The organism is Allobosea sp. 01N443 (genome assembly GCF_056399325.1).
This window is the reverse complement of record NZ_JBFTRC010000080.1, coordinates 1-23,420: the sequence shown is the minus strand read 5'-3', so window position 1 is coordinate 23,420 and position 23,420 is coordinate 1. Positions and strand designations below refer to the sequence as shown.

Annotated in this window: 20 protein-coding genes and 4 pseudogenes; 17 read left to right on the top strand and 7 right to left on the bottom strand. The window is 63.4% G+C overall.

The genetic code is table 11. From position 1 onward, the window contains the following. On the bottom strand, positions 1-1,188 hold a 1,188-nt coding region (locus tag AC1DRP_RS19640), incomplete at its 3' end, for an extracellular solute-binding protein (RefSeq protein ID WP_476769326.1). 329 nt (positions 1,189-1,517) lie between these two features. Between AC1DRP_RS19640 and AC1DRP_RS19635 the strand changes: the two genes are divergently transcribed. Continuing rightward, positions 1,518-2,657, top strand: coding sequence for an AGE family epimerase/isomerase (locus AC1DRP_RS19635; protein ID WP_441492604.1), 1,140 nt, complete (start codon positions 1,518-1,520; stop codon positions 2,655-2,657). Between the two features lie 548 nt (positions 2,658-3,205). Here the strand turns inward: AC1DRP_RS19635 and AC1DRP_RS19630 are convergent. The 5 genes and pseudogenes from AC1DRP_RS19630 to AC1DRP_RS19610 all read right to left on the bottom strand — a co-directional run. Then, positions 3,206-3,480, bottom strand: a pseudogene (locus AC1DRP_RS19630) (transposase); the annotation flags it as partial. An 87-nt stretch (positions 3,481-3,567) separates the two neighbouring features. Beyond that, positions 3,568-3,927: a DUF7957 family protein gene (locus tag AC1DRP_RS19625; RefSeq protein ID WP_441492603.1), complete on the bottom strand. Its 360-nt coding sequence runs from the start codon at positions 3,925-3,927 to the stop codon at positions 3,568-3,570. A gap of 47 nt (positions 3,928-3,974) precedes the next feature. Further along, positions 3,975-4,133: pseudogene (locus AC1DRP_RS19620) on the bottom strand (IS6 family transposase); the annotation flags it as partial. Between the two features lie 162 nt (positions 4,134-4,295). Further along, positions 4,296-4,705, bottom strand: a pseudogene (locus tag AC1DRP_RS19615) (universal stress protein). 499 nt (positions 4,706-5,204) lie between these two features. Further along, positions 5,205-5,432, bottom strand: a pseudogene (locus tag AC1DRP_RS19610) (helix-turn-helix domain-containing protein). A 741-nt stretch (positions 5,433-6,173) separates the two neighbouring features. Between AC1DRP_RS19610 and AC1DRP_RS19605 the strand changes: the two are divergent. The 8 genes from AC1DRP_RS19605 to AC1DRP_RS19570 all read left to right on the top strand — a co-directional run bounded on the left by AC1DRP_RS19605 (position 6,174) and on the right by AC1DRP_RS19570 (position 14,131). Further along, positions 6,174-6,890 (top strand): IclR family transcriptional regulator, encoded by a 717-nt coding sequence (locus AC1DRP_RS19605; RefSeq protein WP_441480493.1) that lies wholly within the window; start codon positions 6,174-6,176, stop codon positions 6,888-6,890. A 142-nt stretch (positions 6,891-7,032) separates the two neighbouring features. Continuing rightward, positions 7,033-8,628: a hypothetical protein gene (locus AC1DRP_RS19600; protein WP_476769325.1), complete on the top strand. Its 1,596-nt coding sequence runs from the start codon at positions 7,033-7,035 to the stop codon at positions 8,626-8,628. Continuing rightward, positions 8,625-9,335, top strand: a complete 711-nt coding sequence (locus AC1DRP_RS19595; RefSeq protein ID WP_476769324.1) for a hypothetical protein — start codon at positions 8,625-8,627, stop codon at positions 9,333-9,335. Before AC1DRP_RS19600 ends, AC1DRP_RS19595 begins: the two co-directional genes overlap by 4 nt. A 12-nt stretch (positions 9,336-9,347) precedes the next feature. Further along, positions 9,348-10,313 (top strand): dipeptidase, encoded by a 966-nt coding sequence (locus tag AC1DRP_RS19590; RefSeq protein WP_441492598.1) that lies wholly within the window; start codon positions 9,348-9,350, stop codon positions 10,311-10,313. A gap of 12 nt (positions 10,314-10,325) precedes the next feature. Then, positions 10,326-11,387, top strand: a complete 1,062-nt coding sequence (locus AC1DRP_RS19585) for an ABC transporter substrate-binding protein (RefSeq protein WP_476769323.1) — start codon at positions 10,326-10,328, stop codon at positions 11,385-11,387. Beyond that, a complete protein-coding gene (locus tag AC1DRP_RS19580) occupies positions 11,384-12,259 on the top strand; it encodes an ABC transporter permease (protein WP_441492596.1) in 876 nt (291 codons plus the stop codon). The genes AC1DRP_RS19585 and AC1DRP_RS19580 overlap by 4 nt, the downstream gene beginning before the upstream one ends. Before the next feature lies 1 nt (position 12,260). Next, positions 12,261-13,046, top strand: coding sequence for an ABC transporter permease (locus tag AC1DRP_RS19575; protein ID WP_441492595.1), 786 nt, complete (start codon positions 12,261-12,263; stop codon positions 13,044-13,046). Between the two features lie 17 nt (positions 13,047-13,063). Next, on the top strand, positions 13,064-14,131 hold the full coding sequence (locus AC1DRP_RS19570) for an ABC transporter ATP-binding protein (RefSeq protein ID WP_441492594.1): 1,068 nt from the start codon (positions 13,064-13,066) through the stop codon (positions 14,129-14,131). A 491-nt stretch (positions 14,132-14,622) separates the two neighbouring features. On the opposite strand, the gene AC1DRP_RS19565 is transcribed toward AC1DRP_RS19570, so the two are convergent. Continuing rightward, positions 14,623-15,084 (bottom strand): Lrp/AsnC family transcriptional regulator, encoded by a 462-nt coding sequence (locus tag AC1DRP_RS19565; protein ID WP_441492593.1) that lies wholly within the window; start codon positions 15,082-15,084, stop codon positions 14,623-14,625. A 60-nt stretch (positions 15,085-15,144) separates the two neighbouring features. Here AC1DRP_RS19565 and ehuR point away from each other — a divergent pair, with 60 nt between their 5' ends. The 8 genes from ehuR (at position 15,145) to ehuD (ending at position 23,370) form a co-directional block, all read left to right on the top strand. After that, positions 15,145-16,599, top strand: a complete 1,455-nt coding sequence (ehuR, locus tag AC1DRP_RS19560) for a MocR-like ectoine utilization transcription factor EhuR (protein ID WP_441480484.1) — start codon at positions 15,145-15,147, stop codon at positions 16,597-16,599. A gap of 134 nt (positions 16,600-16,733) precedes the next feature. Then, the gene (gene eutB, locus AC1DRP_RS19555) at positions 16,734-17,762 is read left to right on the top strand and encodes a hydroxyectoine utilization dehydratase EutB (RefSeq protein WP_441508093.1); all 1,029 of its coding nucleotides are present in this window, start codon (positions 16,734-16,736) and stop codon (positions 17,760-17,762) included. Then, positions 17,759-18,772, top strand: coding sequence for an ectoine utilization protein EutC (gene eutC, locus AC1DRP_RS19550; RefSeq protein WP_441492591.1), 1,014 nt, complete (start codon positions 17,759-17,761; stop codon positions 18,770-18,772). The genes eutB and eutC overlap by 4 nt, the downstream gene beginning before the upstream one ends. Further along, entirely contained in the window at positions 18,769-19,947 is a 1,179-nt protein-coding gene (doeA, locus tag AC1DRP_RS19545) for an ectoine hydrolase DoeA (protein ID WP_441492590.1), read from the top strand. The genes eutC and doeA overlap by 4 nt, the downstream gene beginning before the upstream one ends. Positions 19,948-19,951: 4 nt before the next feature. Further along, positions 19,952-20,965, top strand: a complete 1,014-nt coding sequence (gene doeB, locus AC1DRP_RS19540) for a N(2)-acetyl-L-2,4-diaminobutanoate deacetylase DoeB (protein ID WP_441492589.1) — start codon at positions 19,952-19,954, stop codon at positions 20,963-20,965. A gap of 105 nt (positions 20,966-21,070) precedes the next feature. After that, positions 21,071-21,922, top strand: a complete 852-nt coding sequence (gene ehuB / locus AC1DRP_RS19535; RefSeq protein WP_441480479.1) for an ectoine/hydroxyectoine ABC transporter substrate-binding protein EhuB — start codon at positions 21,071-21,073, stop codon at positions 21,920-21,922. Positions 21,923-22,001: 79 nt separating this feature from the next. Then, positions 22,002-22,667 (top strand): ectoine/hydroxyectoine ABC transporter permease subunit EhuC, encoded by a 666-nt coding sequence (gene ehuC / locus AC1DRP_RS19530; protein WP_441480478.1) that lies wholly within the window; start codon positions 22,002-22,004, stop codon positions 22,665-22,667. 10 nt (positions 22,668-22,677) lie between these two features. Then, entirely contained in the window at positions 22,678-23,370 is a 693-nt protein-coding gene (gene ehuD, locus AC1DRP_RS19525; protein ID WP_441492588.1) for an ectoine/hydroxyectoine ABC transporter permease subunit EhuD, read from the top strand. Positions 23,371-23,420: the final 50 nt, after the last annotated feature.

Here is a 23,420-nt window from a genome sequence, read left to right as displayed (position 1 = left end):
GATTTCCTCGTCCCAACGCCGAAACGCGAGGACCATCTTGTCCGGCGTCAGCGGCACCTCGATCGGGTTGTTGGCGATCAGGTCGGCGTATTCGGGGCGCCCGAATTCCTCGATCGCCTTCTGGCTCTCTGGCGGCGCCATCGAGAGCGGCACATCCTTCACGGCCGGCCCCGGATAGAAGTAGCCTTCATCATAGGTGAACGCCTGCTGCTGCGGCGTCAGTGCGAAGCTGATCAGGTCGAGCAAGACGGCGAGCTTCTCGCTCGAGACGCCTTTCGGGATGTACATATACTGGGCATCCGAGACCCAATGGAAGCCCTTGAGCGCCTGGATCTTCGCTTCCTTCGGCACGATACCGAGGACGCGCGGGTTGATGTCCCATCCGGTGGTGGAGATGATAATGTCGCGCGAGCCGTCGCCGAACTCTTTCATGGTCGCGGCAGTGCCCGTCGGATAGTACTCAATGCCGTTGCCGAGCTCCTTCAGATAGGTCCAGGTTTTGTCCCAGCCATTGGCCGGATCCTTCGGGTCCTTGTCGCCGAGCAGATAGGGCAGGCCCATGATAAAGGTGCGGCCCGGGCCAGAATTGGCCGGTCGAGCATAGAGAAAACGGTTCGGGTTCTGCTTGGTGTAGGCAAGCAGTTCGTCCGCCGTGGTCGGCACGGCCTTAACGCGTGCCGGCATGTACTCAAGCAGCGGACCGGAGGGATAGTAGACCATGCACATGCCCTGGCCGGAACCGAGGTTGTGCATGTCGAGCGCCGGCTTCATCAGAACTTTGGCTGGGTCGGGGAGTGAGGCGGCATGCTCGGGCAGCAACGTCACCCAAAGTTTCTGCTCAATACCCGCGGCGAGTGCGTCGAGGCCGCCGATGACAAGGTCTATATCGACGCGATTGGCCTCCTGCATCGCCTTGATCTTGCCGGGCAGTTCCGGCGCCGGTGCTTTGACGAAGGTCATGCGCGAGACGAGGTTGGGCTTGGCCGCGCGATAGTTCTCCAGCGGCTTCTGTAGCAGGGCGAGGGCGCCGCCGACATCGATGATGTTCAGCGCCACCGGCGACTTCGGCAGCGGCAGGCTCTGCGCCAACGCGCCCGTGGCACCGGTAGCGCCCAGCGTCAGCGAAGCCACGCTACCCTCGACAAATTGTCGGCGCGATGGGCCGGTTTTGTTGGTCTGGTCTGTCATTGGTTCCCCTCCCTGGCATTGCCACAACTTCACTCGATCAACTCGAGTGTAGGTTCCCGCACCACGAGACCGGGCACGAAGATTAGACTCCTTGGACCGGGGCTTAAGCCCTCACTTCTGGCAACAATACCTGCTGAAGCGGTGGGCCGCATCAGGTCGATGATGTCGGATTGGCCTGTCTTGAACTGGCGCGACAACGGAGCTGCGAATAGGGAAGTCTCTGATCGCTTGCTCCCGCTGTGTTGCGTCGCTAAGGCCATCAAAGGCGCTGGTAGAACGTTACACCATACCGGTTGGCAGACAATCTGATTTAAAGGTGGGGCAAACATATGGTCGGGGTATCGGCAGAAGAGCTTTCGGCCTGGCTTACTGGGAGCCTACTGCCGGCTTGGCTCGCGCGGGCCTATGATCCGGAGCGCCGAGGCTATGCCGAATGGGTTCAGCCTAATGGAAGCATCATTGAAAGTGAGCGGCGCACGACGCTGGTTACGGCGCGAACGCTATACGTCTTCAGCCATGCCCATCTTCTCGGCGTACCCGGGGCGCTCGAAGCGGCGCGCCATGGCCTGTCCTTCCTGCTTAGTGCCTGCCGGGACAGCGATGGCCGGTTCATACATGCCTGCACGACCCAAGGTGAGATCATTGACGGCAAATCCGATTTGTACGATCTCGCCTTCGTCATCTTCGCGCTCGCCTGGTGCGCTCGTGCAATCGGAGAATCCGAACCGCTCGACCAAGGGGAAGCGGTGATGCGTTTTATCGAGACAGCCCTAGTCTCACCTTCCGGCGGCTTTCGCGAGGATACGCTCGGAACCCTGCCGCGCCGCCAAAACCCGCATATGCACCTGCTCGAAGCCTGCCACGCCATGGCGCAATCGTCCGGCGAAAAGCGCTGGCTTGAGCGCGCCGAGAGGATCGTGTGCCTGATGCAAGGGCGCTTCGCCGCGGACGGAACGCTCGGCGAGTTCTTCGACGACGAGTGGAAGCCCTTTGCCGGCGAGCAGGGTCGGATTCGCGAGCCCGGTCATCATTTCGAATGGACCTGGCTGCTCTATCACCACGAGCGCCTGACCGGTTCGGGCACTGCCCGGATGAGCGCACGGCAACTCTTCGCCTTCGGTGAGATGTTCGGCGCTGAAGCCGCCGGCAAGCCGGTGATCAACGAGGTCGATCAAAAAGGCGCGGTGCTCAACGGCGGGGCCCTGCTCTGGCCGCAGACTGAGTATCTCAAGGCGCTGGCGGCACGGCTCGAATTCGAGGATGACAACGACGCGACAAATCGGCTCAACGGCCATTTGCGCCTGATGTTCGAACGCTTCGTCGACGCGGATACCGGACTGTGGAGCAATCAGATCGATCGCCAAGGCTGGAGGGTGGCCGAGCCGATCCCGGTACGCGTACTCTACCATTTAGTGCTCGCAGTTGCAGATGTCTGCAGGGTGAAGCAGTCGCACAGTGCGAAATCGTGACCACGCGCACTATGTGTCCACCGATGAGAGTCGGCCGGCCCGGGACCGGCACCAAGCCGAGTTTAAGAGTGTTGTATTCGCCGACGGCCCGCAAGCCGAAGAGTAGGCCGGATACATATGAGCGACTTCCACCAGCCGAGAACGCTCGGGCGCGGCCGAGGTGAACGCCAAATATGACGGTGACTTGCCGCTCTCATTTTACAGATTTGTCCTCGAAACCTCGACGGAGATCACTTAAGCGCCGGGAACGTGATCAACTTTGCTCTGGCTCACGCTGCCCGAGCCGATCCCCCTTGTGTGGCAACCAGAAGGGGCGCATCTGCCGCCCGCGAGTTTCGGCCCGGAAAATCGCATCCATCAGAAATGCGATAACCTGCGGACTGGGATCCGGCTGTTGACGCCACCCACGACCTGATCCTCGCCTATGTCCCGCGCAGCGTCTGCAGTGTTCCCGTGCTGCCCGATACGCAATGGGCGAAGACCTTGTACCTCACGCTTGAAGGCGTGATGTTGGCACTTATAGAGCTTGCTCCCCGGTATCGAGCGCGTTTGTCGAACGTCAGGTCGGCGACGGCGCGGCGCAGCCGGGCGCTCTCCGCCTCGAGTTCGTCCATCCGCTTCACCTGATCCCTCTTCAGGCCGCCGAATTCACGGCGCGAGCGATAGTAACTCACCTCCGTCACGCCGATCGAACGGATCGCGTCGGCGACGGACTGGCCCTGCGAGACCAGCACATCGACCTGGCGCAGCTTCGCGACGATTCTTCAGGCTTATGGGCTTCTTCGCCATGGCGGGTACCGGCCAGGTCATCGTCGCGACCCATCACCGTCACTTGATTGATATCGCCCACCGGACGTGTTCCGAGGTCACCGTGCATGAGCTCCCGGCCTAACTTCGGGCTCCTCACCGCTTACTTCACGAAGTCTCTTCGGATCTCGCCGCCCGTCGCGGGATCAATCACCAGGCAATAGCCGCTCAGGCTGAGCGCCAGAATTCCGGCCTCACTTAGGCTGGTCTCGACAAACGTATCAGGCATGCTCGGTAAAGCTGCCCGCCACAACGCTCGGCCGGTTTTACCTATACAGAGCAAGTTCTCGAAGAGATTCGCCTTGCTGGAATCGGGCTCTATCAGAATGATGCATCGTTCGAGGCCGATGGGTATCGCCGACTTAATTGGGGCACCTCGATACAAGCCTTTCACCGCCAAGGATCCATCGCCGTTCCTTATGACGATGAAATTACCATTCGCTGTGAAAACGATCTCACCCATTGACTGCCACTCACGTCGCGACTGCGCCTCGATCGCGAGTATAACGCCCAGCGCCGCACCGTCTCATAGGAGACGACAATGCCACGCTCCAACGACATCTCTTCCGCCAGGCGAAGACTCAGGGGAAAGCAAAAATACAGCCACACCGCACGGACAATGATCGCTGGTGGAAACCGATGGCGCTTGTAGCTGCAGGGCGGACTCATGCCCGCGCTCTACACCGCTTACCGCCCCGCCGAAGTTAACGTGACAACGCCTCTGAGCACGTTGTACCCGCCTACTGAAACAGCGAGCTCAACGCTGCTGGCTCGCGGGATCAGAGACGCAGAGGAGGCACTGCGGATCGGAGCTATGGCAGGGAGGATCCACTACCGGATCACCAGTACAGGAATAGTCGTACTTGCCAACACCGCTGAAGTTTGGCTCCCGAGCACGACCTTCTGTACGCCACGCCGGCCGTGAGAGGACATCACGATGAGATCACAGCCCTTGAGCTTGGCAAATCGAACGATTGCCGCGGCTGGGGAAACATCGATCTCCTGTTCCAGATCTACCGAGACGCCGTGTTCGGACGCGCGTTGCTCAATGGAGGTAATGCGCTCCTTCATTAAAGCATCAATCTGCTGGCGGGCTGCACGCGCCATCTCCGGGCGCAGGGGCTCCGAAACGGTCAGCACGTGACTTTCGCCCCGAGCGGTTTGGCGAGCGCCAAGCCATGTTCGAGACCCTTGCGGGCGAGTTCGGAGTCGTCTGTGGCGATCAGAATGTGTTTGTACATTTGCCTCTCCGGTAGGAATTGCGCTGGCATCCTGGATGACATTGATCCGAAGACAATCGATCGCCGCAGTTACAAAAACCACAGTATCGAGCAGTTACAGCAGCACGAGGACTAGCAGGGTCACTATCAAAACCATCAGGTCGACGGCTATAACGACCATCCATTCCAGCCGTACTCCCACCAGCCGGTTCCACCGGGGCCTCAAAGCCGCAGATCGGAGAGAAACCTAGAAGTGGCTGGAGGCGCTCTGCTTGGCCTGAATGGCTATGCCAAGTTCCGTTCAATTGCGGATCGCGCAGCCTTGAAGGTCGCTTCTGCGTCCGGCACAGCGCCTTGCTGCTGTTCAAGAATGAGAAGGGCGATTTCGTAGATCTCCCTTATGTCGGCGGCCTGCAAAACGCCTTTTTGCACCAGGCAACGCAGGAGGCCGGCCATKGTTGCKGWGGAGACSAGGTYTGCTGCGGCGAYGCCATKCRAYGAGGCAACGGACATCGSGSGCTCATTGKGCYKCTGKATGYGCAGGTTCCGGCACGGTGTARCCGTCCGCTGCGTACRAMGTWATTTTGTTWCGCARCGTGCGGATGGMGATGCCGAGYAGMRAGGYGGCRTGGGTGCGGTTGCCGCCGGTTTCCCGSAGCGTGGCKAGGATCAGYTGGCGTTCGACAAAGGCWACTGGCAGGCCGACGAACTGATCYACGACGGRTCGCWCASCATCGAGCAGTTGCATGGTCACGGTCCTTTYCGAGCCCCCCAACYCTKMTGGACMCCTTAGAATGGCGCCCGCCGCGGTTAAGAAGCGGTAAATCGGCATGGGGCGGTAAGAGTGGACGCCGAGGGGATCGGCGCTCTCCGCCTCCCGTAGAGCTCCTGCCTGATCGTTATGGTCGGATGTTCACTGCAATAACCCGCGTGGGCAGTGGGGTTGCACGTGCGATCGCGATGGGCGCACGACCATCCGGCCGCCGCTGGTGCATCAGAAGCCTGGTGGACGCGCTCAACCGTTGCCCTGGCCATCGTATGCGCCGATGTCGCCGGCTGTTCCGGCCTGATGAGCGCCGACGAGGAGAGGACCTTTACTCGCGTACCGACGCTCATCAGCAAGATGGTTCAGCCGAGGCAGCGGAAACAAGGCGCACCGTCAAGACCATGCGCGACGGGTTCCTGGCGGAACTTACCAGCGTCATCAAGGCGGCCGAGTGCGCGGCGGAAGTCCGACAAAAATGCGCTGTGGCTGACCGGGACACGCGTTTCCGGAGGGATCCATGTGGCGACGTCATCGCTCAAGGCGCGACGTCTTCGGTGACGGCGTCAACATCGCGGCGCGTCTTCAGGAAGCTGCCGAACTGAGCGGATCCTCGGTTCCCGCGCGGTCCGCGGCGCGGATACCGAAGTGGATCGGCGCTGGCCTTGACACAGATCAAAATTGTATGATGCTATTAACATACATCGTATTCATATAGAAGACAACATGGCTGTTCGCTCTCTCTCCACCACGCTCAAGACGCTCGCGGTCTGCGATGTCATCGCGGCATCCCCAAAGCCAATGCGACTGCCCGATGTCGTCAAGGCGACAGGCGACCAGCGCGCCGCGGTCTATCAGCGGCTGCGTACGCTGGTGGATGCAGGCTTTCTCGAGCAGACGGTCGAGGGCGCGTTCCGRCTAGCGCTACGCTTTCAGTTCTACGCAGTGCGTGCCCTCGAGCAGGCCAATCTCGGAGAACGGACGACAGAATTGCTTCAGGAGATCGTAGCCGAGAGCGGCGAAACGGCGACGATTTCAGTGCTCGACGGCTATCATGCGGTCATTATCAACCGGGTCGAATCGCATCAGGTACTGCGTGCCGATCTCCGGGTCGGCGCACGCATGGCGCTGGGCGCTAGCGCGTCGGGCTCCGTGCTCGTCGCCTTCGGCTCGCTGGAAATGCGTGAACGGCTGCGCGAGCAGGGCATCGCGCTCCCTGACGACATCGCGCTGGCAGAGGTTCGCGAACGCGGCTTTGCCCTCTTCGCACCGACGGACCCGCAATTCGTCGCGGCGGTTGCTGCACCGGTTTTCGACGCGGCCGGCCAATGCATTGCCGTCATCGCGATCTCCGGCCCGACCACGCGGTTCGATCACGCGAACTGCGCGCCGATTGCGGTCAGCGCGGCGCAACGCTTCAGCGCTCAATTCGGGAATGCATGACATGTCGGCCCTGCCATTCTCCCTCGCCTCCAAGCCCGGTCCCTGGCAGCCGCGGGCCCTGATGCGATCCCCCTCCACGCTCATGCGACCGGAGATATTGGCCGCGATTCAACCGTCACGGATCAGTGCATCGCGGACCCTGATGGCTCGCGCCTCACATCAGCGCTGGCAGATCACCTGTCAGGATTTCGATATCGACGMGCGCGGTCGAGGCACGGCGCGCTACGGCATCGAGGCCGATGGCTGGCACTTCACCTTCCCAATCTTTTCGTTCGAGCCCTCAGGTCGCGAGCGCACTGGCCGCATCATCGGCCGGTCCTGGGACATGATGGGCGGTTTGATCGAAGGCAAACTTTCGGCCGCCGGCATCGAGCAACTTAGACAGGAACTGCCGAAGCTCTATGAGGGCCGCGCTACCCCGCAGACCTTGACCTGGGCGCGCTCGAACCGCTCGGGACGGCTGTTCGACCTTGCCGTCGACCATCTCGCATCCGGGCAACAGCCGCCCATCGCCGAGCTCGGCCGCACCTGCTACTTCATGCGCAACACCGGCATCGACGGCAACGGCACCTTCGGCACCAAGTCCTTCCTTGCCTTCGCGCCGGACCATCCGCTGCGAGCCTCGCTGCAAGCGCAAATGCTCACCGCCTATATGATGCGCGTCTTTGCCGGCGATCTCGTCCAGCATTTTGCGCGGATGAAGGGCGGCCCGGCGGCAGTGGCGATGCAGCCCGAGTTGCGCCGCTTCCTGGGTGTCGGCAACGGCTCGGCGCTGGGGCTGATGTTTTTCGTCAATAACCATCCTCGCCTGATCGACCGTTGGCTGACGATCCACGAGGAGGCCATCGCCCATGGCCGGTTGCTGCGTGTCGGTCCCGATGCTGCCCCGCTGGTTCAATTGGCGGCACTGCTCGACAAGGCAATCCTGGCGCGGCGCCAGGATCGGGCCGAATATGAAGCCTTCGCGCCAAGCAGCATCGTCGCTGACGACCTCGCCATCATCCGCCGCGAACTCGGCCAGTTGATCGAGCGCGTGCGCGCCGGCTGCGCCGAGGCGACCCCACTCGTCGACTTCACCGCTTCGCTCRACGGCCGCGTCAATCGCGAGGCCCACGAAACGCTACTGTCTCTCATCATCGAACTCGTGCCCGAAATCGCCGATGGCCTGGCACAAACTCTCGTGATCGATGAGGATCTCGCCGGCCGCCCCGAAATGCCGATCGGACGGCTACAAGAGATCCTGAGGGCCGATTACAGCTGGGCCTTCGATCTCGATCTCGTCTCCGAGCGCTCACAGCGCTACGTCTGGTACAAATCGCGCACGGCCGAGGAGCCGCGTCGTGGACCACGCGAAGAGATCGGCGCGGCTCATAATCTTGGCCTCGATCTGCCGCGCCTCGTCGTTGCACTCGATCGCGATCTCGCTGCCGCCGATCCCCGCCTCAGCGTCGCGCGCTTCCTCATGGCGCACCCATTGCACCGGCAGATCGTGATCCGCATCCAGGCGCTTGCTGGACTGCCCTATCACTCGCCGCATGCCGACATCATGGGCGAGGACTTCGTTCCGGCGCATATCACCCGGCTCTTGAACGTCGGCATCCACGGTATCGACAAGGCCCGCGACTTCCTGAACCGCAATCTGCGCGGCGTGATCTTCCACGGCGCCCCGACCCCCGAAGATCTCGCCTCGGGGAGCGCCGCTTCCCATTGGTTCTATCCCGCGGAGCCTCAGGCATGATGCTATCCGAAACGCTGATCCTGTCCGTGCGCGAACTCCRGCTCATTCTGGAGCGACTGGTTCAGGCCGCCGGCACGCCCGCTGGGCTATTACCCTCCGTGCGCGATTGCGCATTCTATTCCGCCGTGCTGCCGGGGCCAGGTCTGTCTGGCATCGCACAGCAGATAGAGCACGTGCGTGCGAGCGGCGTTGCCCCGCTCGCCGATGTCAGCACTGACGGCGAATTGACGATAGACTGCGGCGGCCAGCATGCCTGGATGGTGGCCGAGACGCTGCTTGACTTGGCTGTCGAGCGCTTTCGGTTGACCGGCCGGGGGGAGGTTTTGGCGCTCAATCTCACAGAGCCCCCCGAATTGCGCGTCGTATCGGGGCTTGCTGAGCGTTTCGGCCTCGCGGCTATCGTCGAGCCGAAGGGCAACGGTGCCCAAGTGTCGTTGATGGACCGCCCCGCGGCGAAGCGCCGTGCCATCGACATGGTTCGCCATGACGGCCTCTCCGCTGCGGCGTCGAGTTGGTGGCCGCTCTACAAGGCATCGCATGATGCCCTGATGCCCGATTCCTTCGAGAGCCGCCGACATGCTGGCACCGTGCGGGTAGAGGCAGACGGACGCGTCGTTGGTCGCAATGACGAGGACGAGACCGATCTATCGATGCTGACCGCCGATCCGTCCCGGCTTCAGCCCAATCCTGTTTCCTCCGCTTCGTAAAGGCGCGCCCCGATGCTGATAGACGGTTTGCAATGTGGTTTCTTTGACCGCGGCGTATTCGAAGATCTCAAGGCCGGCGGGTTCAGTTGCGTCACACCGACGCTCGGCTTTTGGGAGGGCGCGATCGAGTCCTTTGATTCTGTCGCGAAATGGCGCGATCTCGAGCGCGCCAATGCTGATCTGATGACGATCGTGCGGAAGACGGACGACATTCTCGCGGCCGAGCGCGATGGCAAGGTCGCGATGTTGCTGGGTTACCAGAACACCAATCTGCTCGATGGCCGGATCCGTTATGTCGAGCTCTTCGCCGATCTCGGCGTCAAGGTCTTGCAGCTGACCTACAACAACCAGAACGAGCTCGGCTCTAGCTGCTACGAGAGGGTCGATCCTGGCCTTGCACGCTTTGGCCGTGAGGTTGTCCGGGAGATGAACCAGTGCGGCATGCTGATTGATCTCTCACATGTCGGCGACCGGACCACGCTCGATACGATCGAATGGTCGCAGAAGCCGGTCTCGATCACCCATGCCAACCCGGCCTCCGTCTTCCCGCACAAGCGCAACAAGACGGATGCAATCATCAAGGCACTCGCTGAAAAGGGCGGCGTCATCGGCTGCGCAGCCTATCGCAACATAACGCCGGAGCCGGCCTGCGACAGCGTCGATGCCTGGGCCCAGATGGTGGCGCAGACCGTCGAGATTGCCGGTATCGACCATGTCGGCCTCGGCACCGACTTTAGCCACCATTCCAATCAGGTCTACCTCGACTGGATGCGCTCGGGCCGCTGGACCCGCTCTGTGCAGTACGGCGCCGCCTCGGCGGCCAAGCCCGGCCCCAGTGAGAAGCCGGCCTGGCTCAAAAGGATCAGCGGCCTGTCCGATGTCGGACCGGCGCTGGCGCGGGTCGGTTTCCACGCAGCCGAAGTCGAGAAGATCACCTCCGGCAACTGGCTTCGCCTCTATCGCGCAACGATCGGTTGAGAGGATAGCACCATGGCTAGGACCGTACTGACTCCACCGCGGACCACGCGCCGCGCCCTGCTATCGATGCTTGGGAGCGGCATCGTCGCGATGCCCTTCATCCGGAAAGCCCGCKCCGCCGACACCCTCTATATCAACACCTGGGGCGGTCCCTGGGAAGAAGCAGCGCGCGCGATACTCTTCAACCCGTTCACGGCGGAGACCGGAATCGAGATCCGCACGATCGCGCCGGTCTCCTTCGCCAAGCTGGCGGCGCAAACRCGGACTGGTATCTATGAATTCGACGTGACGACGCTCGGCGTCGCTGAACTCGGCCGCGCCAATCACGCCAAGCTGATCGACACCTATGACGAGAGCAAAATTCCGGCGTCGTCGCTCTGGCCCGGCGCGGTGACACTGAACGGCATCAACTCCCATGCCTTCGCCAACATCATCGCCTACCGCCGCGATAAAATATCCAATGGCGGCCCGAGGAACTGGGCGGATTTCTGGGACACGACCAAATTTCCGGGTTCGCGCAGCCTGCAGAACTATCCCGCACGCGTGCTTGCCTTCGCATTAATGGCTGATGGCGTCGAGCCTGCGAAACTGTTTCCCTATGATCTCGACCGCGCCTTCAAGTCGCTCGACAGGATCAAGAAGGATGTCCGCGTCTGGTGGAGCCAGAGCCCGCAATCCCAACAATTGCTGCGCGATGGCGAGGTCGAATTGATCGGGATGTGGAACACCAGCGCGCAGACGATGGTCGACCAGAAGCAGCCAATCGAACTCGTCTTCGACCAGGCCGTGATCGATGTCGCGACCTGGGTGGTAGCGCGCGGCTCTCCGAGGGCGAAGAACGCTTGGCGTTTCATCGAGTTTGCCGTGGGGCCAGAGCGGCTCGCGCAGTTCGCGCAGAAGAACAATTACGGCCCGATGAACCCCGCTTCGTTCAAATACCTGTCGCCCGAGGTCATCAGCCATATGCCGACCTCCCCCGAGAACCTGCCGAAATCCGTCATCCTCGATGCCGAGAAGCTACTGCCTCAGCTCGACACAATGGCCAAGCGCTTCGAACAATGGCTCTCGACTTGACCCTATCCCCCCCTGCGCAAGGCCGCGCCTGGAGCGCGGCTGGATGGGGCAAAGCCCTGTTCCGGCCGCCCTTCCTGCTCTATGCGCCGGCGACCCTGTTCCTGGCAGTGTTCTTCCTCGCACCGCTGGGCCTCGTCGTCTGGATGAGCGTGAGCGAACCGACGGTCGGCTTCGACAACTACGCTGAGTTCTTCGCCTCGAAATACGATCTCAACGTCCTGATGCGCACCTTCCAAACGGCACTGATCGTCACGATCACCAGCCTCGTCTTCGCTTATCCCGTGGCTTACGTCGCGGCCCGAAAGGGTGGCGCAGTCGGCTCCTTCCTACTTGGCATCGTGGCGCTGAGCTTCTGGACGAGTTTTCTTGTGCGAACCTATGCCTGGATGGTGATCCTGGGTGCGCGCGGGCCTGTTGTCGGACTCCTGGTCGCGCTTGGCGTCACCCCGCCGCCGCGTCTGCTCTTCACCACTTTTGCTGCGACCTTCGCCATGGCTCATATGTTGGTACCGTTCATGGTCCTGGCGCTGTATGCCGTCATGAAGCGCATCGACGAGGTGTATATGCGTGCGGCAGCCAGCCTCGGCGCCCGGCCGCTCAAGGCATTCCTGACGGTTTATCTGCCGCAAAGCCTGCCCGGCGTCCTCAATGGTGCGACGCTCGTCTTCATTACCTGCCTCGGCTTCTATGTAACGCCGACGCTGATTGGCAGCCCGCAGGACAAGATGATCGCCGGCCGCATCGGCCAGCAAATCGAGCAGCTTCTCGAATTCGGCGCGGCTTCAGCAACCTCGATGGTCCTGCTCGCCGCGGCGGTGGCGCTCTTCGTGGTCTATGATCGCCTGTTCGGCATCGAAAAGATGTGGAGGTGAGATGTCGCGCTCCACGGTGATCATCGCGGTGGCCGTCGCGATCCTGCTAGCCGGGCCGATGTTCATCGTCGTGCCTATGTCCTTCAGCACCGCGCCATCACTTGAGTTTCCGCCGCCTGGCTACTGGCTCGGCTACTATCGGCACTTCTTTTCCGATCCCAACTGGACCGGTCCGGTCTTGAATAGCTTCCTGATCGGGCTCGGCACCATGGTCTTGGCGATGCTGCTCGGCGCTCCCGCTTCCTTCGCGCTAGTGCGCTATCGGTTTCGCCTCCGGGCGCTGTTCCGGCTCATCGTGATGATGCCGTTGATTGTGCCGCATATCGTAATGGCACTGGGCTATTATAGCTATTTCGGTTCGCTCGGGCTGGTCCAGAGCATGACCGGCGTGATCCTCGCCCATGCCTGTCTGTCGATCCCGGTCGTGGTGTTGACCTTGACCTCGGCGCTGGTCAATTTCGATCGCCGGCTTGAGAACGCCGCGGCGAATCTGGGCGCCCGGCCGCTGACGACCTTCCGGTTGGTGACGTTTCCGATCTTGCGCCCGGCCTTCTTCGTGGCTGCGCTGTTTGCCTTCATCCATTCCTTCGACGAGGCAGTGATCGCGATCTTCATCTCCGGTCGCGACAGCGCGACCTTGCCTCGCCAGATGTTCAACAGCTTCCAGATGGAAGCCGACCCCGCCATTTCCGCCGCATCCTCGCTGCTGCTGGCTGCCGTTCTGGCCGCGCTCGGTGCGCAGTTCGCCGCCCGGCTCGTGCGTAAGCAACGGCCTGCGCACTCCTGAGACGCTGGAGCCTTCCGATGGAAACCGCCCGTTCGCTGTCGCTGAAATCGGTGACCAAGAGCTATCTGCCAGGGCAAAATGCGGTCGAGGCCATCGACCTCGATGTCGCACCTGGTGAGTTCATCTCCTTCCTTGGCCCCTCCGGTTCCGGCAAGACGACAACGCTGATGATGATCGCGGGATTTGCGCGTCCGACGCGAGGCGAGATCAGCATCGCCGGGCGCCAGATCGATGCAGTCGAGCCCTACGACCGCAATATCGGGATGGTATTCCAGAATTACGCTCTGTTTCCTCATATGAACGCGGCGCAGAATGTCGGCTTTCCCTTGCGCATGCGTGGCGTCGCCAAGGTGCCGGCGCAAGCCAAGGTTACGGCCGCGCTCGCGATGGTCGGCCTCGCCGAATATGCTGGCCGGGCCCCGGCCGAGCTTTCCGGCGGCCAGCAGCAGCGCGTTGCATTAGCGCGCGCCCTCGTCTTCCAGCCTGACCTCGTTCTGCTCGACGAGCCCCTGGGAGCGCTTGACAAGACTTTGCGGGAACAAATGCAGATGGAGTTGAAGCGCATCCACCGCGAGCTTGGCGTCACGATGGTCTACGTGACCCACGATCAGACCGAGGCAATGGCCATGTCGGACCGCATCGCTGTGTTCAACCGGGGTCGCATTGAGCAGATCGGGACGCCGAGCGAGGTTTACTTCACGCCGAAGACGCGCTTCGTCGCCTCCTTCGTCGGGGATAGCAATCTACTCTCGGGTAAGACACGCGAAAGTGGCCTCGTCGATGTTGCCGGCATCGGCCCGATCGCGACCAGCGCCGAGCACGTTCCGCCTGGCAAAGACGTCAGCATACTCGTCCGCCCTGAAACAATCCGGCTCAGCTCCGAACGTGCGGAACTATCGCCGTTGCGAAATTCAATCACCATCGCGGAGATAGTGAACTATGGCGATAGCGTCCTTGTCCTCGGGCGCAAGGCCGGCCAGGAACTGCGGATCCGGGTCCCCAGCATGGAAATGCCGGACCTGCGTCGGGGCGATGAATGCGACATAGAATGGGCCCCCACCCGCATCCATGTGATCGAGCACTGACGCCGCAACGATTGCTATGTAGCACCGTGTAGCTCGGCTCAGGATCGGATGATCTGCGTATTTTAGGGATGAGAGAGGATGCAGCTGTGCTCATGCCTGTCGTGCGCGAGCAAGTTGGCGCGGACACCTCGGCACTGCCTGCTGCCAGAGGGTTTTTGCTGATGGAGAACCGGGATATGAGTCCTTCGTCGTCTGGCATTTGATCTGCCAACAAAGCCAAGATCGAGGGGAGCGCTCGAGGATCGATCGCAGCTTCGTTGATTTAGCTACGCGTGTGTCGGGTAAAATACCGCAGGGATCAATCTCCGGCTCCAGGCTGAACTTCGCCTGTACCAATGCATTGGTCCGGATCGCGCTAATTCCGGTCATTGAGAGATCGCCCGGAATATTTATGCGCCATTTGATTTGCGAACTGAAGCCAAAGGGAAAGAGAAGTGACTATTTGTCGCTTCTGACGGAAGCGGATATTCGTTGGATCCTTGGCCGTGCTGCTATGCACGTGAATGCGCTTCGACGAGCGGGATGCTCTTGGTCACGACAAAGGTGTAGTATCGCTCGATCCCGATCGCGGGGTCGAGCAGCCTGTCGATCAGGCGCTGATAGCTGTCAATGTCTGGCACGACCACGCGCATGATGTAGTCGATGCCTCCGCCGGTGGCATCGCAAGCGACGATCGCCGGTTCCCTCGCCACCGCCTCCTCGAAGCGACGGAAATCCGCCTGCTGATGGCTCTTCAGGCTGATCTCGACGATCACCGTGGTGCGCGGCGCCGCCACCCCGAGATCGACGATGGCGGTATAGCCCTTGATCACGCCGGCCTCTTCCATCCGGCGCAACCGCTCCCAGCAGGCCGCCGGCGACAGCGCGACCGTTTCGGCGAGTTTGAGCTTGGTCATGCGGCCGTCACGCTGCAGGGCTGCGACGATCTTGAGATCGATGGGATCGAGCTTCATCTTCGGTGACCGCACGTGCATAATGTCATGAATTCTGACTCCTAAGAACGAGACAATCCCATGTTCCGTCAAGCCGCGCGGCCTTCCGGCAACAGGCTTTCTCCGGTTGTGGAGAAGGCCGTCGAATGGCACCCGGTCCTGACGAAGCAGAGGGGCGCGACCAAGCATGCCGCGCTGACCGAGCGCATCATCGGCGACATAAGCGCCGGCGTTCTGAAGCCGATGGACCGGATGCCAACCCATCGCGACCTCGCCCGCGAGCTCGGCATCTCCGTCCAGACCGTCAGCCTCAGCTACAAGGAGGCCGAGCGACTCGGCTATCTCAGCGGCGAGGTCGGGCGCGGGACCTTCGTGAAGAGCCGTGTCACYGAGCAGGCAGGGCGGCTGATGCTCGACCGCAGCCCGACGCAGATCGTCGACCTCTCGATCGTGCGCGGGGTATATCTCGATGCGCATGAGGCGGCCTCGCGCCAGGTGCTGGCCGCGTTGGCCGAGGGCGACACCAGCGCCTTCATGCGGCCGTGCCGGCCGATCGCGGGCCTCGACCGCCATCGCGAAGCGGCGCGGCTTTGGCTCGGGCCGCTCGGCGTGGAGACATCAGCCGAGCGCATCCTGATCACGAACGGTGCCGCGCACGCGCTCTTCCTGGCTCTCGCCTGCGTGGTCCGCGCCGGCGACCTCGTGCTGACCGAGAACCTGACCGATCATGGAGTCATCGGCCTCGCCAATGTTCTCGGTTTCAGCCTCAGGGGCCTGCCGACCGATGAGGAAGGCGTTCGCCCCGATGCGGTCGAGGCAGCGTGCCGTGCTGGCGGTGTGCGTGCGCTGGTCCTCATCCCGACGCTGAACAATCCGACGAGCCATGTCGCTGGCCCCGAGCGCCGCCGCGCCATTGCCGAGATCGCGCAGCGCCACGGCGTCTTCGTCGTCGAGGACGAGGTCTACAAGCCGCTCATACCCGAGCCGCTCCCGTCGATCACAGCGATGCTGCCGGATCTCGGTTTTTTCCTCACCAGCTTCACCAAGACGGTGCTGACCGGCCTGCGCGTCGGCTATCTGGTCGTGCCGCCGCAATACTCGATCCGCGCTGCCTCGATCCTGCGCGTGACGAGCTGGAGCGGCACCTATCTGCCAGCCGAGATCGCGACGCGCTGGGTCGAGGACGGTACGGCGGAAAGGCTGCTCGCCGTCCAGCGCGAGGAGGCCAAGGCGCGCCAGCACATCGTGACGGAGACACTCGGGAGCCACGTCGCCTCGAGCCATCCGCTCTCGCTCTGCGCCTGGCTCAAGGTGCCCACGCATTGGACCGAAGACAGCCTGGTGCGCTCGCTCGCCGACCGGCGCGTGGCGGTGACGCCGTCCGATCCCTTCGTGGCCGGCGTCGGCCATGGCGGCGGCATCCGCATCTGCCTTGGTGGGCGGATGAGCCATGAGCTGCTGACCCGGACGCTGACGAGTGTACGCCAGACTTTCGAGCAGCTTCCGCCGGTCTTCGATATCGGCGCGATCGGCTGAGAGCTGCGGCCGCAAACGGCACGGTCTTCTTCGCGTCATTGCCGCGTGCGGGCTGCTCCCGTTATGATTGAATCATTACAATATAATAATTGACATGAAATTTTCTCCCTCGCAGCATGACAAGCGAGAGGGAAATGAAGGTGATCAAACCGCATCTTGCCACTGCCGAAGCAGATCGGCCGGCCGCTCCGCCGGCCTCCCTGGCCTTGCCCGACATCGAAGCCGCAGCGGCGCGTATCGCCGGCCGGGTGGCGCGCACGCCGCTCGTCGCCTCGGCCTTCCTGAGCCGACTGTGCGGCCAGCCCGTCCATCTAAAGCTCGAAACCCGCCAGCCGATCGGCGCCTTCAAGCTTCGCGGCGCGATGAACGCGGTGCTGGCTTTGGACGAAGATCAGCGCCGGCGCGGGCTCGTGACCGCGTCCACCGGCAATCATGGCCGCGCGGTTGCCTACGCTGCCCGGGAGCTCGGCGTTGCCGCCACGATCTGCATGTCGACGCTGGTGCCGACGAACAAGGTCGAGGCGATCCGCTCGCTCGGCGCCGAGATCCGCATTATCGGCCATTCTCAGGACGATGCGCAGGTCGAAGTCGAGCGTCTGGTCGCCGAGCACGGGTTCACCCCGATCCCGCCCTTCGACGATCCTGACGTCGTTGCCGGCCAGGGCACGATCGGGCTCGAACTGATCGAGGATCTGCCCTCGCTCGCCTGCGCACTGGTCCCGCTCTCGGGCGGCGGGCTCGCGGCCGGCGTCGCGGTGGCAGTCAAGGCGCTGCGGCCTTCCGTCAGGATCGTCGGCATCTCGATGGAGCGCGGCGCCGCCATGGCCGCGGCGATCGTGGCGGGCCGGCCGGTCGAGATGGCCGAGGAGGAAACGCTGGCGGATTCACTCGGCGGCGGCATCGGCCTCGCCAATCGGGTCACCTTCGCCCTGTGCCGCGATCTCATCGACGAGGTCGTGCTGCTGAGCGAAGCGGAGATCGCAGCCGGCATCCGTCACGCCGCACGCGAGGAGGGCGAGGTTGTCGAGGGGGCCGGGGCGGTCGGCATCGCCGCCCTGCTCGCCGGCAAGGTCAGCCCGCCAGGCCCGGCGGCGCTCATCGTCTCCGGCCGCAACATCGATGAAGCCGCGCACCGGCGCATCGTCTCGGGAGCCACCGCATGAGCCGTATGCTCGTCCTCACCGAGGCGGAATTGCGCCGCGTCGTCAGGCTCGATGCGAGCGCGGTCGCTTGTGTCGAGGAAGCCTTCGCAGCGCTCGCCACCGAGCCCGTCGCCATGCCGCCGATCCTGCGGCTCGACATTCCCGACTATCGCGGCGAGGTTGACGTGAAGACGGCCTATGTGCCGGGCCTCGACGGTTTCGCGATAAAGGTCAGCCCCGGTTTCTTCGACAATCCCAAGCTCGGCCTGCCCAGCCTCAATGGGCTGATGATCCTGTTCAGCGCCCGCACCGGCCTCGTCGAGGCGCTGCTTCTGGACAATGGCTATCTCACCGATGTGAGGACGGCCGCCGCCGGAGCCGTCGCGGCGCGTCATCTTGCTCGGCCCGATGCTGCGGTCGCCGCGATCTTCGGTGCCGGAATGCAGGCGCGGTTCCAGCTCGAAGCGCTGGCGCTGGTGCGGCCGATCCGCGAGGCGCGGATCTGGGCACGTGATCCGTGCAAAGCCGGTGAGGCCGCGACGGACCTCTCCCGGAAGCTCGGCTTTTCCGTCACCGCCGTGGCTGATCCTCAGGCCGTCGCGCGCGGTGCCGATGTCATCGTCACCACGACGCCGGCGCCACAGCCGATCCTGCTGGCGGACTGGCTCGAGCCCGGCCAGCATATCACCGCGATGGGCTCCGACAGCGAGCACAAGAACGAGATCGATCCGGTCATCTTCGCCCGCGCGACCTATGTTGCCGATCGCCTCAGCCAGACTCGGCGCCTCGGCGAGCTCGCATCTGCGATCCGCGCCGGTCTGGCTACGAGCGACCAGAGCTTCGCCGAGCTCGGCGAGGTCATAGCCGGCAAGCGTCCCGGCCGGTCGCGTACCGACGAGATCACCTTCGCGGACCTAACCGGCACGGGCGTGCAGGACACCGCGATCGCCAATCTTGCCGCCGCCCGCGCCCGCGATGTCGGCGCCGGGCAGACCATCGACACCAGAGCCGAAGCGGGAGACGCCGCGTGACCGTGACCCTGAATTTCACCCGCGAGGAATATGCCGAGCGCCTCGCCAAGGCCCGCGCCGCCATGGAGCGGGCTGGCGTCGAGCTGATGATTGTCACCGACCCGTCCAACATGCATTGGCTCACCGGCTATGACGGCTGGTCGTTCTACGTCCACCAATGCGTGCTCGTGCCGCCGACGGGCGAGCCAATCTGGTATGGCCGCAAGCAGGACGCGAATGGCGCGAAGCGCACCGCCTATCTCGCCCACGACAACATCATCGGCTATCCCGACCACTACGTTCAATCGACCGAGCGCCACCCGATGGATCTGCTCGCGCAGATCATTGCCGAGCGCGGCTGGGACAGGCTTCCTATCGCGGTCGAGATGGACAATTACTACTTCTCGGCGGCGGCGTTCGCCTCGCTGCGGACGCACCTGCCGAATGCCCGTTTCAAGGATGCCGGCGGGCTGGTGAACTGGCAGCGCGCGGTCAAGAGCAATACTGAGCTCGACTACATGCGCAAGGCCGGCCGCATCGTCGAGCTGATGCACCAGCGCATCGTCGAGGTCGTCGAGCCCGGCATGCGCAAATGCGACCTCGTCGCCGAGATCTACGATGCCGGCATCCGCGGCACGGCCGAGTTCGGCGGCGACTATCCGGCGATCGTGCCGCTGCTGCCTTCGGGCGCCGACGCCTCAGCTCCGCACCTGACTTGGGACGACAAGCCGATGCGATCAGGCGAAGGCACTTTCTTCGAGATCGCCGGCGCCCATAAGCGTTACCACTGCCCACTGTCGCGCACCGTCTTCCTGGGCAAGCCGACACAGGCTTTCCTCGACGCCGAGAAAGCGACGCTCGAAGGCATGGAAGCCGGCCTCGCCATAGCGAAACCCGGCAACACCTGCGAGGACATCGCCAACGCATTCTTCGCGGTGCTGAAGCGGTACGGCATCATCAAGGACAACCGCACCGGCTACCCGATCGGTCTGTCCTATCCACCCGATTGGGGCGAGCGCACCATGAGCCTCAGGCCCGGCGACCGGACCGAGCTCAAGCCCGGCATGACCTTCCACTTCATGACCGGCCTCTGGCTCGAGGACATGGGGCTCGAGATCACGGAGAGCATCGCGATCACGCAGACCGGCGTCGAGTGCCTGTCGAACGTGCCACGCCAGCTCTTCGTCAAGGGGTAAGGGCATGTCGATCGCCTCGCCCCGTCCCTCGCCAGTGACGCCTACGATCGACCTATCGGCGAAGGGCGTTCAGCACGGCCATCTGCGTCTGCCGTATAGCCGCGATGACAGCGCCTGGGGCTCGGTGATGATCCCGATCTGCGTCGTTGCGAGCGGGGAGGGGCCGACCGCGCTTTTGACCGGCGCGAACCATGGCGACGAATATGAGGGCCCGGCGGCACTGTTCGAGCTGGCGTGCACGCTCGACCCGGCGACAATTTCGGGCCGGGTCATCATCCTGCCGGCGCTGAACTACCCCGCCTTCCGCGCGGGGACGCGGACCTCGCCGATCGACAAGGGCAATCTCAACCGCAGTTTTCCGGGCCGCCCGGACGGCAGTGTCACCGAGAAGATCGCCGACTATGTCACGCGCCATCTCGTGCCGCTCGCCGATATCGTGCTCGACTTCCATTCGGGCGGAAAGACGCTCGACTTCCTGCCCTATGCGGCGGCTCATGAGCTGCCGGACAAGGCGCAGGAGGCGCGCTGCTTTGCGGCGGTTGCCGCCTTCTCCGCGCCGTACTCGATGAAGATGCTGGAGATCGACGCCGTCGGCATGCTTGACACCACGGTCGAGGAGATGGGCAAGGTCTTCGTTACGACCGAGCTCGGCGGCGCCGGGACGGCAACTGCCCGCAGCATCGGCATCGCTCGGCGCGGTGCCGGGAACCTGCTCAGGCATGCCGGCATCCTCGCAGGAGCGCCCGAGACTGCGCCGACCCGCTGGCTCGACATGCCCTCCGACGACTGCTTCACCTTCGCGCAGGATGACGGGCTGATCGTCTTCCAGCACGATCTCGGCGAAGCCGTGCGGGCCGGCGAAGTGATCGCCCGGGTTCATCCCGTTGGAAAAACCGGGCTCGCCCCGGCCGAGTACCAGGCTGCCATGGATGGCATCCTCGCCGCCCGTCACATCCCCGGGCTGATCAAGGCGGGCGACTGCCTTTGCGTCCTCGCCGCGCTGCGGGAGGCACCCTGACCCGTTCGGCCGGGCGACCGGCCCAAGCCAAGCCGCCGGCGCGAAGACGCCAGAGAAGCCGAAGCAATCGGCATGCGGAGAAACATCAACCAGAGGAGAATGCAGATGCCGTTTCTGAAGATTGCCGGAATCTCCGCCATGGCTCTCGCCATCGCCCTGTCCGCGGCTGGCGCCACCAGCCTCAAGGACGTCAAGGACCAGGGCTATATCCGCGTCGCGACCGCCAACGAGCTGCCCTATTCCTACATGAAGGATGACGGTACCTCGGCCGGTATCGGCCCCGACGTCGCCAATGCCGTGCTGAAGAAGCTCGGTGTCGCGGAGGCCAACTGGTCCGTCACGCCGTTCGGCACTCTGATCCCCGGCCTCAAGGCCAAGCGCTTCGATTTCGTCGCCGCCGAGCAGAACATCTCGCCGGAGCGGTGCAAGCAGGTCTCCTTCACCGAGCCGAACTCCTCCTATGGCGAGGGTTTGCTGGTGAAGAAGGGCAACCCGAAGAAACTGACGACCTATGCCGATATCGCCAAGGATCCGTCGCTGAAGGTCGCGGTCGTGTCCGGGGCGAACAATATCGACTTCCTGCGCGCCGTCGGCGTCAAGGACAGCCAGGTGATCTTCATCACCGCCAATGCCGACGCGCTCGCCACCGTACAGAGCCGCGCCGACGCCTATGCCGCGACCGAACTCACCGTCGCCTCGCTCGCCAAGGGCCAGGCCAATGTCGAGCAGGTCGCGCCCTTCAGCGACCCTGTGGTCAACGGCAAGCCGGTCCGCAATTTCGGCGGCTTCGCATTCCGGTCCGAAGACAAGGAGCTGCGCGACGCCTTCAACGCCGCCTTGGTCGAGTTCCGCAAGACTGACGATTACAAGAAGATCCTCGGCACTTACGGGCTGTCGGAAGCCAGCATCAAGGCAGCGGCGGAGCGCAAGGTCGAGGACCTCTGCGCCGGCAAGTAAGGCTAGCTGACATCGTTCCGCCCGCCCCGATGGCGGGTGGAGCTCCACACCTCTTAAACGCTTTCGCGGAGCCTACTGGATGGAGTGGCTGTCCTATCTGCCCGCATTGTCGCGCGGTGCCCTCGTCACTGCCGGGATCACCTTGTCGGCGATCGCGATCGGCGCTGTCGCCGCCTTTGCGGCCGGCATCGCCCGCGTCGAGGGCGGGCGCGTGCTGGCGACGATTGCCCTTTGCTACACCGAGCTCTTCCGCGGCACCTCGCTGTTCGTCCAGCTGTTCTGGTTCTACTACGCCCTGCCGCTCTTAGGGATAAGCTTTGAGCCGGTCGCCACCGGTATCCTCGTGCTCTCGCTACACGTCGGCGCCTATGGCTCCGAGATCGTCCGCGGCGCGCTTCAATCGGTCTCCGTCCAGCAGCACGAAGCGGCGCGGGCGCTGAATTTCGGCCGCACCCAGACGCTTCTTCACATCACCTTGCCGCAGGGGCTGGTCGAGATGATGCCGGCCTTCGGCAATCTCGCCATCGAGACCCTGAAACTATCCTCGCTGGTGTCGCTGATCTCGATCGCTGACCTGACCTTCCGGGCGCAATCGATCCGCAACCTCACCCTCGATAGCGCCGGCGTCTACAGCCTGACGCTCGTCGGCTACTTCGCGATGTCGCTGGTGCTGATGTTGATCATGCGGCTGATCGAACGGCTGGTCCGGCGCGGCGCCGCCTTCCCGCGCGCGGCCCATTCGTGAGGCTGATGGCATGATGTACGGCTTCGAATGGGATACGACGACGCCACTGACCTACGCGTCCTCGATCCTGCCGATTATCCTGATCGGGCTGACGGTGACGCTGCAGGCGGCTGCTGCAGGCTTTGCGATCGCGCTGGTGCTCGGCCTTGTCTTCGCGCTGCTGCGCCGCAGCCGTTTTGCGGCCGTGTCCTGGACGACGGCCATCGTCGTCGAGTTCCTGCGCGACACGCCGCTCTTGGTGCAACTCTTCTTCCTCTACTACGTGCTCCCGGACTATGGCGTCACGCTGCCGGCCTTCCTGACCGGGGCGATCGCGCTCGGGCTGCAGTATTCGGCCTATACCTCCGAGGTCTACCGCGGCGGTATCGAGGCCGTGCCGCGCGGGCAATGGGAGGCGGCGACCGCGTTGAACCTCTCCCGGATGCAGACCTATCGCGACATCGTCGTGCCGCAGATCGTGCCGCGCATCTTGCCGGCGATGGGCAACTATCTCGTCGCGATGATCAAGGAGACGCCGGTGCTCTCCGTCGTCACCGTGCTTGAGATGATGGGGCTCGCCAACATGATCGGCGAGCGCACCTTCGAATATCTGGTGCCGCTGACCCTGGTCGGCCTGATCTTCCTCCTCCTCACGCTGATCTGCTCGGCCGGCCTGCACCGGCTGCACAAGGCGCTGCCGAAAGCAGGGATCCCGCTGCGATGACCGAGACCTCTCAGGCGCCCATCATCGAGTTCGCCGGCGTCACCAAGCGC